We start from the raw sequence: 14,201 nt of genomic DNA, 5'->3' as shown, positions 1-14,201 counted from the left end.
CGCTTGAACCAGGGCCTCGGCCTTTCGGCCACCGCGCGACTGGCGCTGCTGCAGCGCCTGTCCAAGCGCCGCGCGCGCCAGGAGGAGAGCGGCGCCGGCGACGGCCGCTCCTTCAGCGACGTGCCGGGGCTGCGCGACTTCGAGCTGCTGAAGACGGCGATGGAGGCGCTCGACCTCCCCAATCCCTTCTTCCGCCCGCATCAGGGCGTGGCCGGCGCCACCACGACGATCGGGAACGAGGAGTATCTGAACTTCTCCTCCTACAACTACCTCGGGCTGAACGACGACCCGCGCGTGAAGGCCGCTGCCCATGCCGCGATCGAACGCCACGGCGTCTCCGCCTCTGCCTCCCGCGTCGTCTCCGGGGAGCGGCCGCTACACGCGGAGCTGGAGGGCGCGCTGGCCGCGCATTATGGGGCGGAGGACGCGATCACCCTCGTCTCCGGCCATGCCACCAACGTCACGGTGATCGGCCACCTCATGGGCCCGCGCGACGTGATCCTGCACGACGCGATGATCCACAATTCCTGCGTGGAGGGCGCGCGCCTCTCGGGGGCGCGCCGCATCCCCTTCGCGCATAACGACGCGGCCGCTGCGGAGCGGGAACTGGCCGCCGCCCGCCGCGGCGCCGGCCGGGCTCTGGTCCTTATCGAGGGCCATTACTCCATGGACGGGGACGTTCCCGACCTCGCCCGCTTCATCGAGATCGCGCGTCGCCACGACGCCTGGCTGATGGTGGACGAGGCGCATTCCATGGGCGTGCTCGGCGCCACAGGCCACGGCATCGCGGAGCTGCAGGGCGTGGACCCGGCGGGCGTGGACATCTGGATGGGCACGCTCTCCAAGACGCTCTGCTCCTGCGGCGGCTACGTCGCGGCGCGGCGGCAGCTCATCAACTGGCTGCGCCACACCGCGCCGGGCTTCGTCTACTCCGTCGGCCTCGCCCCGGTCCTCGCGGCCTCGGCCCTGCAGTCGCTCAACATCCTGCACGAGGAGCCCTGGCGGGTCGCGCGGCTGAACGCCAACGCCACCCGCTTCCGGGACGGGCTGCGGGCGCGCGGGCTGGATGCCGGCGCCTCGGCCGGCCATGCCATCGTGCCGCTGATGACCGGCTCCTCCGTCCGCGCCGGCCGCCTCTCCGCCGAGCTCTTCGAGCGCGGGGTGAACGTGCAGCCCATCACCTTCCCCGCGGTGCCGGAGCGCGCCTCGCGGCTGCGCTTCTTCCTCACCGCCGCCCACACCGAGGCGCAGATCGACCGCACGCTGGACATCGTGGCGGAGACGGCGGCGGGGGTCGCGCCGGCCGAGGTAGCGGGCTGACGCCCCCTCTCCGCGTCGCGCTCCTCACCCTCGGCAGCGCGGCGAGCAGCGAGGCCGTGGCCGAGTTCCTGGACCTCTATGGGGACGGCGTCGTCCTGCTCGGCCTGTCCAATCCCTACCGCCGGGCGGCCGGCGGCGTGCTGGGCCAAGCGTGGCGGCATCTCCGGCGCTCCGGGCCGCGGCTGCTCGCCTATCTCGTGGTGAACATGGCCCTGCCGCGCCTTTCCGCCGCGCTGGCGCGGGGCGCGGGCTCGCTCGCGGCCCTGGCGCGCGCGCGGGGCATCCCCGTCACCGTGGTGGAGGACGTGAACGGCCCCGCCTTCCACGCCGCGCTGCGCGTTGCCCGTCCGGACCTGATCCTGACCTTCCACTTCGACGGCATCCTCTCCGCCGCCACCATCGCCCTGGCGCCGGGGGGCGGGATCAACGTCCACCCTTCCCTGCTGCCCCGGCATCGCGGCCCGATCCCGACCTTCTGGGCGGGGATGGAGGCCGAACCCGCCCACGGTGTCACCGTCCACCGCCTCGTGCCGCGGATCGATGCCGGGGTGGTCCTTGCCCAGCGCGAGGTCGCCCTGCCCTTGGGCATCACTGCCTCCTCCGCCGCGCGCCGGCTGCACCGGGCGGCGGTGCCCCTGGTCGGCGAAGTGCTCGCCGCCCTCTCGGCCGGCACGGCGGCGGAGGCGCCGGCCGGGGCGCTCCTGCCCTATCGCCCCTTCCCGGACCGCGCGGCCCTGCGCGCCGCGCGCCGGCGCGGGCTGCGCCTGCTGGACCTGTCCGACATCCGCGCGGCCTTTCGGATCAGGGCCTGAGCAACCGCCCGGCAGACCGGGAGGAGCCCCCGGCCCGTGCGCGGGACCCTGCCTCCCATCCCCATGCCATTGCGCCACCCGGCAGGCCTGCATATGGAACGGGCGTGCCCGAGGCGATGACGAACACCCGGAATGGGCGGCAGTTCCTGTTCCTGCAGGGCCCGATCAGTCCTTTCTTCCCCCTGCTCGGTGCGCGACTCCGCGCGCTCGGCCACGGCGTGCACCGGATCAACCTCTGCCTCGGCGACAAGCTCTTCTGGTGGGGCAGCGAGGCCGTGGATTACCGGGCGCGGCCGGAGGAATGGCCGGCCTTCATCGCGCGTTTCCTGGAGGAGCGCGGCATCACCGACATCCTCCTCCTCGGCGAGCAGCGCTTCTACCATCAGGCGGCCATCGCGGCGGCCCGGGCCCGCGGCATCGCCGTGGTCGCCACGGATTTCGGCTATCTCCGCCCGGACTGGATCACCTTCGAGGCGGAGGGGATGAACCGCGAGAGCCAATTCCCCCGCGACCCCGCCAGCATCATCGCCCTCGCCGAGACCCTGCCCCCGCCCGACATCGGGGAGCGCTACCGCGACAGCTTCCGCAACCAGGCGGCGCTGGACGTGGTCTACAACCTCGTCTCGCTGCTGCCGGGCTTCTTCCGCCACTACCGCAGCCACCAGATCTACCACCCCATCCAGGTCTATCTCGGCACCCTGTCCCGGATCCTCACGCGGCGACGCGCCAACCGGCACGCGAACGGCATCATGACGCGGCTGCAGGGTCGCGGGCCGCTCTTCCTCATGGCCATGCAGATGGAGACGGACTTCTCTGTCCGCGCCTACTCCGCCTACCCCGACCTCGATACCGCGATCGAGGAGGTGACGCAGTCCTTCGCCGCCCACGCGCCGCCCGAGGCGCAGCTCCTCGTCAAGGTCCACCCGCTGGACCCGGCGATGAAGAACTGGCGCCGGCGGGTGCGCCGCATCGCGGAGCGCGCGAAGGTGTCGGACCGCGTCCACTACCTCGGCGGCGGCAACCTCGGCGCGATCACGGAGAGCGTGCAGGGCGTGGTGACGATCAACAGCACCGTCGGCCTGCGCGCCATCCTGGACCACCTGCCGACCCACGCGCTGGGAGACGCGATCTACAAGATCCCCGGCCTGGTGCATGGCGGCCCGCTGGACACCTTCTGGACGGAGGGACGCCCGCCGGAACCGGAGCTGCGGGAAGCCTTCCTGCGCGGCATCGCGCACTGCCTGCACCTACGGGGCGTGTACTACGCGCGCCCTGGCCTGGACGCGGCGGTCGAGGCGGCAGCGCAGCGGCTGCACCTCAACATGATCAACCAGCCTGTCGTGGAGCCGCCGCCCGCGCTGGTGTGACGGCGGAGTTCTACTCCGTCGGTCTGTCGCGGGAGGGGAAGCAGGAATTCTTCCTCTCTCCGCCCCCCTCTTCATCATCTTTTCTTAGTCGCTGGTCTTGCTGCGCTGACGGTGCCCCTCGGCTCGCGGAGCCGAGGCGATTGCAAGGGCAGGGTTGGACCCGACCTTAAAGAACCGCCTCTTCCGGTGCGTCCACGAAAGCCCGAAGCAGGTCCAGCGGGCGCCGCCCCGGGGCAATCCGCTCAGCCTCCTCACCGTCGCCCTCCGATCCGCGCCAATAGGCCCCGGACGAAGCCCTCGACGCCGCGGTGGATCGTCAGGGGGGAGACGCGCCAGGCTTCCGGTTCGTCCAGCCGGTCCAGCATCACCTCCGGCGGGCAGGGAAGCAGGGTCACCGGGTCCAGGTAGCGCGGGTAGAGGATGAGGGCGGCAGCCACCAGCTCGTCCAGGGTGCGGGCCACGCCGCGGCGTCCCGGCGGCAGGGGCGCGCGGTCCTCCGTCAGTCCCCAGCCCGCGTAGAAGGGCTGGCCCCAGCAGGTCACGGGCACGCCGCGCAGCAGCGCCTCGAAGCCGGAGAGGGAGGTGAGGGTGTGCAGCGCGTCCACGCCCGGCAGCAGCGCGGGCAGCGGCACGCCGCCCACGACGGCATCGGCCAGTCCGGCCAGGTCGGAGGCACGCAGGCGGCCGCGGCGGAAACCCGCCTCCAGGTCGGGGTGGGGCTTGTAGAGGATGAAGGCCTCGGGCTCGGCGGCCCGCACGGCCCGCAGCAGGTCGAGGTTGGAGCGGATCGTGCCGCCGCCAAGGCGCACGGAGGCGTCGTCCTCCACCTGCCCGGGGATCAGCACCGCGCGCCGGCCGCCGGGGATCGCGGGCAGCGCCGCTTCCGTCCGCAAGTTGTACTTGGAAATGCCGCGCGCCACGACGGCCTCCCGCAGCGCCGCGGCGCGGGCCAGGAGGTCCGGCGGGAAGTTCCCCTCCGTCAGGATCGTCTCCAGGGAGGAGGGTTGGCGCGGGTCGTAATAGGCCCCGCGGGCATCGAGGCTGTAGGAAGCGCCGGGCAGGAAGCGCGCGCCGAGCCCGCGTGAGCGGATGAAGCCATCCTCCAGCAGGCGCAGCTCCACGCCGCTGTTCCGGATGGCAGCCGCCTCCGTCTCGGAGAGGGAGGCCGCCCAGGCGACCACCGCCCCGCCTTCCGCGACGGCGCGCTGGGTGGCACCGGCTGCCCCGCGCTCGAAAGCGGTGGAGCCGCCCTCGTGCGCCAGCAGTGCGGCGACTTGGCGCCGCTTCCAGCGCGCGATGCCGATGCAGGCGGAGACGCCCCGGTTGGACCGCTCGGCCGCCCCCCAATCCGCCAGGAGGGCCAGGCCTTCCGCCCTGCTCCAGGGACGGTGGCGGAAGGGATCGGCGGCGCGCAGGCGGGCCAGCAGCGGTGTGAGATGCACTCCGCCCAGGTCGTGCGGCACCCCGGCGGCCTCGGCCAGCGCGGCAATGGAGGGATCCGCGCCGTGCAGCCGGGCCGTTGCGTCCAACAGCGTCCAGGGCGAGAGGGGCTGCGGCAGGGTCCGGGCCTCAACGCCTTCGGTCAGGGCGCTTCCGGACAGGACAGGGGCGGCGGCACGGTCGGCGAAGGGGTGGCGCGCGACCAGCACGGGAAGGCCGGAAGCGCGGGCCGCTGCCAGGGCCTTGCGCGCTGCCGCCGCGCGGGTGGGGTCGCAGGGGTCCAGCACCAGCGCCGCCGCCCGCGCGGCGAGGCCGAAGGCTGCGGCCCCGGGATCCGGCAGGCCGGGCGGGCCGCCGATCCGCCCGCGCGCAATCAGCGCGGCCAGGGCATCCGCCTCGCCTTCGGCCAGGAGCGGGGCGTCCTCGGCCAACAGGAGGGGTGGTGCGCTGCGGCCGGCGAAGCGCGGCGGCGCGAAAGGGCCGAGCGAGAAGCGCAGCGCGGGGCCACCGGCCGGGGCGGCACCTTCCGTCACGACAAGGGCGCCGGGGGTGCCGGGCGGCACCACCGCGCGCCCTGGCCAGAAGGCGGGCAGGTGGGGCCAACGGGCGAGAAGTTCGGGCGGAAAAGCGAGCGGCGGCTCGGCGAATCGGGCCTCAACCATATGCGGATGTTTTGCCTGCTGCGCCGCGATAGGATAGACTGACGTCATGAAGCACGCCATGCCCAGCGGGGCGGCCATGGAGCCGTCCGGGGTTCCCGCACTCCCAGCTTCGGCCGCATCGTCGCGGGCCGGCGCGCGCCGCGCCCTTCTCCTCCTCGTCGCCCTTTCGCCCCTCGCCGCCTGCACGGCGGATCCGGGCCAGGGGAACTGGTGGAATCCCATGGGCCTCGCCAATGCCCCTACCTCTCCCCCGCCGGCCACGGGCGTGGTGCTGCCGGTGCGCGCCGCCGATCCTCTGGCCGCCTTCGCCGCCCGCGCCGAGCCCGGCCAGACCGAGACCGTCTCCGGAAGCGCGGGCGTCACGACCGCCCGCCTCACGCGCGTGTACAACGCGGCTTCCGGCCGCGAGTGCCGCGAGCTGCAGTTCGGCTCGGCCGGCGTGCCCGGCGGCGCACCGGGCGCGACCTACTGCAACGACCCCACCCAGGGATGGGTCGCGGCGCGTCCCCTCCTGCGCGGCGGAGCGGTCTACCGGCCGTGAGTGATATCGGCTTTGTTCCAATACCGCCGGCCCGGCGGGAGCGGGGCCACTGGATCGTCGAGGGCTTCGCCACCCAGTGCCGGGTGATCGGCGCCCTCATCATGCGCGAGATGCAGACGCGCTTCGGCCGCCACAATGTCGGCTTCCTCTGGCTGTTCTTCGAGCCGCTCTTCCTCGGCATGATGGTCGGGCTGATGCACTCGGCGCACGGGCGCTCCATGCCGGGCGGCGTGGACCCTTTCCTCTTCAGCCTCGTCGGCTACGTGCCCTTCTTCATGTTCCGCGCCATCGTCAACCGGGCGGGCAGCGCGCTACATTCCAACCTCACCCTCCTCTTTCACCGGCAGGTGACGCCGGTCGACGTGCTGGTGTCCCGGAACCTGCTGGAGGCCGCCTCCGTCGTCGGCGTGATCGTCATCATCCTGGCAGGCGGCGCTTGGCTGACGGGGATCTGGCCGGCGAACCCCGCCCTCATCTTCTTCTGCCTCCTCCTCATGTTCCTGCTGTGCAACGGGATCGCGATGAACGTCGCCGCGCTGGTGGCGCGCTGGGAGGTGACGGAGCGGCTGATCCACCCCATCACCTACCTGTCCATGCCGCTCTCCGGCGCCTTCTTCGCCCTTCACTGGCTGCCCACGGAGATCCGCGAGATCCTGCTGTGGAACCCGTTGGTGAGCCTGCATGAGGGCATCCGGGCGGGCGTGTTCGGGGATGCTTTCCCCTCCTACTACGACCTCCGCTACGTCGGCTGGTGCATCCTCATCGTCAACCTGCTCGGCCTGCTCTCGCTCCGGACCGCCCGGCGCAAGCTTGAGATCTTCTGAGCCGGGGATGCGTCGCCCATGGCTCTGATCCTCGAAGATGTCTGGAAGTCCTACCCCGTCCGTGGCGGGCGCCGGGAGATCCTGAAAGGCATCAACGCCGTCGTCGAGCGCGGCGATGCGGTGGGCATCCTCGGCCGCAACGGCGCGGGCAAGTCCACGCTCATGCGCGTCATCTCCGGCGTGGAAGGCCCGACGAGCGGCCGTGTCCGGCGGGAGATGTCCGTCTCCTGGCCCCTCGGCTCCGGCTTCGGCCTGCAGGCCAGCCTCTCCGGCGCGGACAATGCCCGCTTCATCGCCCGCATCTACGGCCAGGACGTGCGGGAGACGCTGGACTTCGTCCAATCCTTCTCCGAGATCGGACAGTACTTCCACGAGCCGGTGAAGACCTACTCCGCCGGCATGATGGGCCGCCTGCTGATGGGCCTGTCCTTCGCGGTGAAGTTCGACTGCTACCTAGTGGACGAGATCATTTCCGCCGGCGACCAGCGCTTCGTCCAACGATGCCAGACGATGCTGGAGGATAGATTGGGGAACGCCTCCCTCCTGATGGTCTCGCATTTCGCGGACCACATCAGGCAGTATTGCCGCACCGCCGTCGTGCTCCGGAACGGCCTACTCGAGCTGTATGAGGACATCGATGAAGGTATCGCCGTCTATCAAGGCCTTTGAGGCGGGGCCACAGGCTACGTCCGGCGTGTCGGTTCCCGCGCGGCGGCCCTCGGCCCTCGCCAAGACGCTGCGGAAATGGCGCGGCTTCCTACTGGCCGTGATCCTGCCCACCCTTCTCGCCGCCGTGTATTTCTACGGCATCGCGGCCGGGCAGTACGTCAGCGAGGCCCGCTTCCTTGTCCGCGGCTCCTCCAGCGGCGGCAGCTCCATGGGCGCGCTCGGCGCGGCCCTCGGCGGCGCCGGCTTCAAGCCGGTGTCGGAGGAGGCGATGGCGGTGCGCGACTACGTCAACTCCGAGGACGCGGTGCGGGAGGTGCGGAAGTCCGTGAACCTCGTCGAGATCTGGCGCCGGCCGGAGGCCGACCATCTCGCGCGGCTCTGGGTTCCCAATCCCAGCATCGAGATGCTGACCCGCTACTACAGGATGATGGTCACATCGGAGTTCGACACGGAATCCAGCACCGTCACCCTGCACATCCGGAGCTTTCGCCCGGAGGATTCACAGGCTGTGGCCGAGGCCCTTCTCCGCGCCTCGGAGAACCTGGTGAACGGGTTGAGCGAGCGGCAGCGCGGCAACACGATGCAGGACGCCCAGCGCGAGGTTGAGATTGCGGAGCGCCGCGTGGCCAGCGCCATGGAGGCCCTGACCACCTTCCGCCAGGAAGGGCGCGCCCTGGACCCCACCAGCGAGGCGACGGCCAACATGACGACGGTGACCCAGATGGAGGCCGCCCTCGCCCAGGCCCGCGCCGAGCTGCGCGAGAAGAGCGGCTTCATGCGGACGGACAACCCGCAGGTCGCGGTGGTGCGCAACCGCATCTCCGCGCTGGAAGGGCAGATCGCCAATGAGCGGCAGCGCCTGACCCACGGCACCCAGGCCGCCCCCACCCAGCTGGCCGGGTACGAGCGGCTGATGCTTGAGCGGGAATTCGCTGACAAGCAGCTCGCCTCAGCTGTCGGCAGCCTGGAATCGGCCCGCATCGACGTGGCGCGGCAGCAGCTCTACCTCGCGCGCATCACGCAGCCGCAGTTGGCGGAAACCGCGCTCTATCCCAAGGCCGCTTACGCCGTCGGCAGCATTTTCGCTGTGCTCTGCGTGGTCTATGGAATTGCCTCCCTGATCTTCGCCGGATTCCGTGAACATGCAGCCTGAACGCCGCGCCATGCGCGGACGCGTCCTCGCCCTGGTCCTGTCCGGCCTGTTCTCCGGAAGTGCCCTGGCCCAGTCCCCGGACGGGCTCCTCCAGCAGCCCGTCCCCGGCCGCCTTGGTCCCATGCTGGCCCAGGCCACCCCGGTTCCCTCCGCCAGCACGCCGGTGCAGGCGAACACGCTTCTGCCGGATACCAGCCCCACCGCCCGCCAGGGCACGACGACGGCGGCCGAGGGCGGCGCAGTGGTGAGCGGGCCGCTGGGTGAGCCGATGCGTGCTCCCGGTCCCGCAACGGCGGTCTTCGGTGCGGCCCTGTTTGCCCGCGGCGCCCCCTCATCGGCCGATACGCCCAACCCGAACTACGTCATCGGCATCGGGGACCGCGTTTCCGTCCGCGTCTGGGGCGCGATCGAGTCCGAGGCGATCGGCCAGGTGGACGCGGACGGCAACCTGTTCCTGCCATCCATCGGCCCGATCAAGATCGCTGGCACCCGCGCGGGCGACCTGCAGCGGGTGGTCGAGACCGAGGTGCGGCGCATCTACACGCAGCAGGTGCAGGTCTACGCCGTGCTGCTCGGGGTCAACCGGATCGGCGTCTTCGTCACGGGTTTCGTCAAGAGCCCCGGCCGGCAGGTCGGCACGGGGATGGAGAGCGTGCTGGACTACCTCCTGCGCGCCGGTGGCGTGGACCCCGCCCGCGGGTCGTTCCGCAACATCGAGATTCAGCGCGGCGGCCGCACGGTGCAGACCGTGGACCTCTACCCCTTCCTGCTCGCCGGCCGCCTCACCCGCTTTCTGTTCCAGGAAGGCGACACCATCGTCGTCAACAAGCAGGGCGCGCTCGTCAGCGTGGATGGCGCGGTGCGCAACAACTACCTCTTCGAGGTGCCCGGCCGCGCCATGCAGGGCGAGGAGCTGATCCAGCTGGCCTCCCCGCTTCCCGCCGCCACCAACGTAGTGGTGCGCGGCACGCGCAACGGCGCGCCCTGGTCCCGCTACACCACCGTGACGGAACTTCGCCGCATCCCGCTGCTGGACCAGGACGTGGTGAGCTTCATCACCGACGCCCCGCCCCAGACCATCCGCGTCAGCATCGAGGGCAGCCGCATCGGCCCCTCCGTCCTCATCGCGGATCGCGACATCGGCCTGTGCCAGTTGCTGGACCACGTGGCCGTAAACCCGACCATGGCGGACACCGCCTCCGTCTTCCTGCTGCGTCCGAGCGTGGCGGCCCAGCAGAAGCGCACCATCGACGAGACGCTGGACCGGCTGGAGCGGCAGCTCTTCACGGCCACCTCCGTCACCACCGGCGTGGCGGAGATCCGCACCGCGGAGGCCGGGCTGGTCACCCAGTACATCTCGCGCGCGCGGCGCATCCAGCCCGAGGGACGGCTAGTCGTTTCCGACGGCTCCGGCCGCTGCTCCGACACCCGGCTCATGGACGGCGACACGGTCGTCATCCCCGAGCGGAGCGAGGTGGTGCTGGTGGCCGGCGAGGTGACGGCACCGCAGGCCATCCTGTGGCGCCCCAACCTGAAGGTCGAAGACTACGTGAGCCAGGCCGGCGGCTTCACCCAGCGCGGCAACCTCTCCAACATCATGATCCGCCGTGCGAGCGGTGAGCTGGTGCTGGACCCGCAGGTGGGCCCGCGACCGGGCGACGAGCTGATCGCCCTGCCACGGCTGGATCCCAAGGCCTTCCAGATCGCCCGCGACGTGCTGCAGCTGATCTACCAGACGGCACTCTCGGCGCGGATCTTCCAGTAGGGTCTTCGGCCCGGATGGCCACTGGGGGAGAGGAAGAGTTCTCTCCCCCAGGCCCCCCCTCTCATCTTTTCCTAACTGGGCTGCCGCTTAACGCCTGTCTTTCGGCTCGCCTGAGGCCGGTGACCTCAGGCGATGAACACGGCAGCCCAGGCCGACACGGCTTCGGAAATCTCCCCGGCGCCTCCCGGCGGCCACAAGCGGCAAAACGTCAGAAAGCGGCGCTCACCGCCGCTGGAATTCCGGCGAGAGCAGGAGAAGCGTGATGGCCTGCCGGCCATCCGCCGCCCGCTCCACGGCGCGCCGGGTTTCGGCACTGGCCGCGGGTCCGAAGGCCGCGTCCAGGAGGGCGCGGGCATCGGTGCCCGGTGGCAGCCGGGTGGCGAGTTCCGAGGCCCAGTCCAGCCGGGTCTTGATCGCGTCCGGCGCTGCCCAGGCATCGTTCTCCACCGGCCAGCCTTTCGGGGCAGGCGCGTCCCAGAAGGGCTGGCCCATCGCCTTCAGGGCCCGGCCGGGATTGGGTTGGGGTGGCAGGCCGCCGAGGAGGCGGGAGGCAGCGAGGAGCAGCTCGATCGGCGGCCGCACCTTGCGCGGTGGCCCCCAGGCCTCCCCATCCGAGACGAGAGCGCGTGTGACGGCGCCGAGGTCGCCATCCGTGCGGCGGTAGACCTCGGCCATGCGGGCTTCCAGCGCCGGCACCCCTTCCCCGACGAAGTGCCGGACCAGGCGGCGCGTGACGTGCCGGGCCGTGGAAGGGTGGCGGGCCAGGTCCGTCAGGGCGGCGATCGCCTGGTCCGGCCCCTCCTGCGCGTAGGTCTTACCGAGAAGGATCTGCGGCCCGGGTTCGTGACGCTCAGGGAAAAAGCCCACGCGCTCCGGCCGCTTCGGCGGCTCGTCCAGGTCGATGGTCCAGCCCGTCAGGATCTTGGCCAGGGCGATCACGTCGTCCTGCGTGTAGCCGCCGTCCACGCCGAGCGTGTGCAGTTCCAGCACCTCGCGCCCGAGATTCTCGTTCAGGCCGCGCCGGCGTGAGCCCCGGCCGAAGGGCGAGTTCGGCCCCACGGAACTCCGGTTGTCGAGGTAGAACAGCATCGCCGGGTGCAGGGTGGCCGCGACCAGCATGTCCCGGAAGGACCCGAGCATGTGCGGGCGGATCGCCTGGCGCTCCATGCTTCCGGCGAGGAAGCCGGTGAAGCCGCCCGCGGTGGTGAAATGGTCCGACCAGTGGATGGCCAGCCGCTCGACCAGCGGCACGCGCGTGTCCACGGCGGTGGAGAGGAGGAGTGCCATCTCCTGCGCGGCGACGTCGCCGGGCCGAATGAAAGGGGTGCCGGGATCGGCCTCCCCGCGCTTCACCAGGGCGTTGCGCTCGTTCAGGATCCGCCGGCGCTCGGTCAGCAGGAAGAGGCCGGCGGCGGTGTCGGCAGGGACCGTTTCCGTCACCACCGGCGGCGGGGGGGCGGCAATCTGCGCGGCGACATAGCCGCGAGGATCGGGCCGCGCGCGGGCGAGCTCGCCGGGCGCGGCGCCGAGGCCGAAGCGGTTGACGGCAGGAAGGACATTCGGATCCGGCAAGCGCATGCTCCGCGCGATCACGGGCGGGCCGGTCCTTACGGGAGGAGCCGCCCATTCCCCCTATCTCTGGGCGGTGGCCGCGACCGGCACAAGGGCGGGATTCACCCTGTTACGAACCGCGCCAACGCCTCCTCGGCCGTCACGGGTGCCAGCACGAGCCGCTCCGGCAGGTCGGTGCCGGCCTCAATGGCTTCCACGAAGGCGAGCGGGTCGCGGTAGGTCCCGCCGCGCAGGACATTCGGCCCGTACTCCCACCAGCGGGTTGCCAGCAGGCGCTCGGACAGGGCTTCGTCGAACCGCCGCCTGATAACGCGGGCCGGCGAGCCCCCGACGATGGTGTAGGGCGCCACGTCCTTCGTCACGATGGAACCGGAGGCCACGACGGCCCCCGTGCCGATCCGGACGCCGCGCGCAAGCCGCGCATCCTCCCCGATCCAGACGTCGCGCCCGAGAGAGGGTCCGGGCTGCCGCAGCCCGGCCGGCCGCTGCGCCTGGAAATCGCCGCCACCGAGGTCCCGGTGCGCCGCAGCGAAGGAGGCATAGCCCCTTTCGGGATGAGTGTCGTAGGTGATGGAGGAGGTGGTCACCCACTCGATGGGGTGCCTCACCCCCATCACCTTCACGCCGCGCGCGATGGAGCAGTAACGGCCGAGGCTGATCTCCGCCCCGAAGGCTGCCTCCGAGTAGGAGAAGGCGCCCATCCCAAAGAGGGTGTCCCCGGCGGGATAGCAGGCATAGGGCTCCACGCGTGCGCCGGCCGGAATGTGCACGGCGCGGAGGTTGCGGAACCCGACCCTGGCGCGGCCGAAGAAGACCCGCCGCTCCGTCAGCCAATCGCGCACCGCCTCGTCGAGCCGGAGCGTGATGCCCCCGGGGCCGCTGCGCAGGACCGGGCCGGTCCCCGGTGCCTCGGGGGCCGGTGGGGTCACCCCCCGCGCTCCGCCAGGAAGCGCCGCGCCCCCATCAGGGACTGGTTGATGACCTGATCCATGTCCAGATACTGGTAGGTGCCGCAGCGGCCGATGAAGCTCATGCGCTCCAGCCCCGCGGCCAGGGCGGCGTACTCCTTGTACTTCTCCTGGTAGCGCCCGTCGGAGGTCTTCACGGGGTAGTACCGCTCCTCGTTGTTGTCGCGGTAGTCGCAGGGCTCCTCCACCGTCACAGTGCGGCGGCCGGTCGCCTCCACGCGGTGGTGGGGCAGCAGATCCCAGTGCGTCTCGCGCGTGAGGGGGCCGGTATCCGTGTAGTTCGTCACGGTCCAGTTCATGTCGGCAGGCAGCTCACCCTCCACCGTGCGCGCGTGGAAGCGGATGGAGCGGTAGGGCAGCTCGCCGAGGGAGCGGTCGAAATACTCGTCGATAGCCATGCTGTTGAAGCAGTGCGTGTAGCTGTCCTCCATCCCCTTCTCGTAGGAGACCCCCGTCTCCACCCGGATGTTCGGGTGGTCGAAGATGGAGCGGAAGATTGCGGTGTAGCCGTCCCGCGGCATGATCTGGTGGCGGTCGCCGGGGAAGTAGCGGTCCTCCCGGTCCGTCCGTAGCGGGATGCGCTTGACGACGGAGGCGTCCATCTCCTCCAGGTCCAGGCCCCACATCTTCTTCGTGTAGGGACGGAAGAAGAGGTCGGTCAGTTCCTTGCCGATCTTGGAGTTCAGGTGCTCCGCCGCGTTCTGCGGGTTCGCGATGGGCAGCGCGACCTCGGCCAGCGCCGCCTGCATGGCCGCCTCGTCCGGCAAGGGGCGATGCAACACCGCCTCAACCGTGTCGGCGTTCACGGGCAGCGGCACGAGGCGCCCGTCCGGCAGCAGCGCGCGCACGCGGTGCTGGTAGGGCACGAACTCCCCGAATTGCTGGATCCACTCCACCACGGCGTCGTTGTTCGTGTGGAACAGGTGGGGGCCGTAGCGGTGCACCCGCACCCCGTTCCCATCCACCTCGTCATAGGCATTGCCCGCGATATGCGTCCGGCGGTCGATGACACGAACCGTCCAGCCCGCTTCCGCGAGCGTGCGCGCGTAAACAGCGCCAGCGAAGCCGGCACCCACAATCAGCGCGGTCTCTGCCGCCATAGCAGTCT

At 71.2% G+C, this 14,201-nt stretch carries 12 protein-coding genes; 8 read left to right on the top strand and 4 right to left on the bottom strand.

Annotated features, from left to right (window positions below; genetic code table 11):
* Positions 1-3: 3 nt before the first annotated feature.
* The 3 genes from J5Y10_RS00250 (at position 4) to J5Y10_RS00240 (ending at position 3,499) form a co-directional block, all read left to right on the top strand.
* The gene (locus tag J5Y10_RS00250) at positions 4-1,320 is read left to right on the top strand and encodes an aminotransferase class I/II-fold pyridoxal phosphate-dependent enzyme (RefSeq protein WP_209369683.1); all 1,317 of its coding nucleotides are present in this window, start codon (positions 4-6) and stop codon (positions 1,318-1,320) included.
* 56 nt (positions 1,321-1,376) lie between these two features.
* Entirely contained in the window at positions 1,377-2,132 is a 756-nt protein-coding gene (locus J5Y10_RS00245) for a formyltransferase family protein (RefSeq protein ID WP_209369682.1), read from the top strand.
* Positions 2,133-2,236: 104 nt separating this feature from the next.
* On the top strand, positions 2,237-3,499 hold the full coding sequence (locus tag J5Y10_RS00240) for a capsule polysaccharide biogenesis protein (RefSeq protein ID WP_342452789.1): 1,263 nt from the start codon (positions 2,237-2,239) through the stop codon (positions 3,497-3,499).
* Positions 3,500-3,750: 251 nt separating this feature from the next.
* Here J5Y10_RS00240 and J5Y10_RS00235 read toward each other — a convergent pair whose 3' ends face one another.
* Positions 3,751-5,601 carry a capsular polysaccharide export protein, LipB/KpsS family gene (locus tag J5Y10_RS00235; protein ID WP_209369681.1) on the bottom strand — a complete coding sequence of 617 codons (1,851 nt, stop codon included), beginning with the start codon at positions 5,599-5,601 and terminating at the stop codon, positions 3,751-3,753.
* A 46-nt stretch (positions 5,602-5,647) separates the two neighbouring features.
* Here J5Y10_RS00235 and J5Y10_RS00230 point away from each other — a divergent pair, with 46 nt between their 5' ends.
* Genes J5Y10_RS00230 through J5Y10_RS00210 form a run of 5 tightly spaced genes read left to right on the top strand, consistent with a single transcriptional unit; the run spans position 5,648 to position 10,553 of the window.
* Positions 5,648-6,142 (top strand): hypothetical protein, encoded by a 495-nt coding sequence (locus J5Y10_RS00230; RefSeq protein ID WP_209369680.1) that lies wholly within the window; start codon positions 5,648-5,650, stop codon positions 6,140-6,142.
* A complete protein-coding gene (locus J5Y10_RS00225) occupies positions 6,139-6,966 on the top strand; it encodes an ABC transporter permease (protein WP_209369679.1) in 828 nt (275 codons plus the stop codon). Before J5Y10_RS00230 ends, J5Y10_RS00225 begins: the two co-directional genes overlap by 4 nt.
* Positions 6,967-6,984: 18 nt before the next feature.
* A complete protein-coding gene (locus J5Y10_RS00220) occupies positions 6,985-7,635 on the top strand; it encodes an ABC transporter ATP-binding protein (protein ID WP_209369678.1) in 651 nt (216 codons plus the stop codon).
* A gap of 25 nt (positions 7,636-7,660) precedes the next feature.
* Positions 7,661-8,788 (top strand): KpsE/RkpR family capsule polysaccharide export protein, encoded by a 1,128-nt coding sequence (locus J5Y10_RS00215; protein ID WP_342452788.1) that lies wholly within the window; start codon positions 7,661-7,663, stop codon positions 8,786-8,788.
* Positions 8,778-10,553 (top strand): polysaccharide biosynthesis/export family protein, encoded by a 1,776-nt coding sequence (locus tag J5Y10_RS00210; protein WP_245214157.1) that lies wholly within the window; start codon positions 8,778-8,780, stop codon positions 10,551-10,553. Before J5Y10_RS00215 ends, J5Y10_RS00210 begins: the two co-directional genes overlap by 11 nt.
* A 222-nt stretch (positions 10,554-10,775) precedes the next feature.
* Here the strand turns inward: J5Y10_RS00210 and J5Y10_RS00205 are convergent, their stop codons facing one another.
* The 3 genes from J5Y10_RS00205 to J5Y10_RS00195 form a co-directional block, all read right to left on the bottom strand.
* Positions 10,776-12,125 (bottom strand): DUF1800 domain-containing protein, encoded by a 1,350-nt coding sequence (locus tag J5Y10_RS00205; protein ID WP_209369676.1) that lies wholly within the window; start codon positions 12,123-12,125, stop codon positions 10,776-10,778.
* A 101-nt stretch (positions 12,126-12,226) separates the two neighbouring features.
* Positions 12,227-13,054, bottom strand: coding sequence for a CatB-related O-acetyltransferase (locus tag J5Y10_RS00200; RefSeq protein ID WP_342452787.1), 828 nt, complete (start codon positions 13,052-13,054; stop codon positions 12,227-12,229).
* The gene (locus tag J5Y10_RS00195; RefSeq protein WP_209369675.1) at positions 13,051-14,193 is read right to left on the bottom strand and encodes a UDP-galactopyranose mutase; all 1,143 of its coding nucleotides are present in this window, start codon (positions 14,191-14,193) and stop codon (positions 13,051-13,053) included. Before J5Y10_RS00195 ends, J5Y10_RS00200 begins: the two co-directional genes overlap by 4 nt.
* Between the last annotated feature and the right edge of the window lie 8 nt (positions 14,194-14,201).

The organism is Roseomonas indoligenes, from assembly GCF_017813365.1.
Lineage (GTDB): Bacteria > Pseudomonadota > Alphaproteobacteria > Acetobacterales > Acetobacteraceae > Roseomonas > Roseomonas indoligenes.
This window is presented reverse-complemented; position numbering and strand designations above follow the sequence as displayed.

Coding starts and splice junctions, on each gene's coding strand:
- J5Y10_RS00220 (WP_209369678.1), top strand. CDS start 6,985: ATGGCTCTGATCCTCGAAGATGTCTGGAAGTCCTACCCCGTCCGTGGC.
- J5Y10_RS00230 (WP_209369680.1), top strand. CDS start 5,648: ATGAAGCACGCCATGCCCAGCGGGGCGGCCATGGAGCCGTCCGGGGTT.
- J5Y10_RS00195 (WP_209369675.1), bottom strand. CDS start 14,193: ATGGCGGCAGAGACCGCGCTGATTGTGGGTGCCGGCTTCGCTGGCGCT.
- J5Y10_RS00210 (WP_245214157.1), top strand. CDS start 8,778: ATGCAGCCTGAACGCCGCGCCATGCGCGGACGCGTCCTCGCCCTGGTC.
- J5Y10_RS00235 (WP_209369681.1), bottom strand. CDS start 5,601: ATGGTTGAGGCCCGATTCGCCGAGCCGCCGCTCGCTTTTCCGCCCGAA.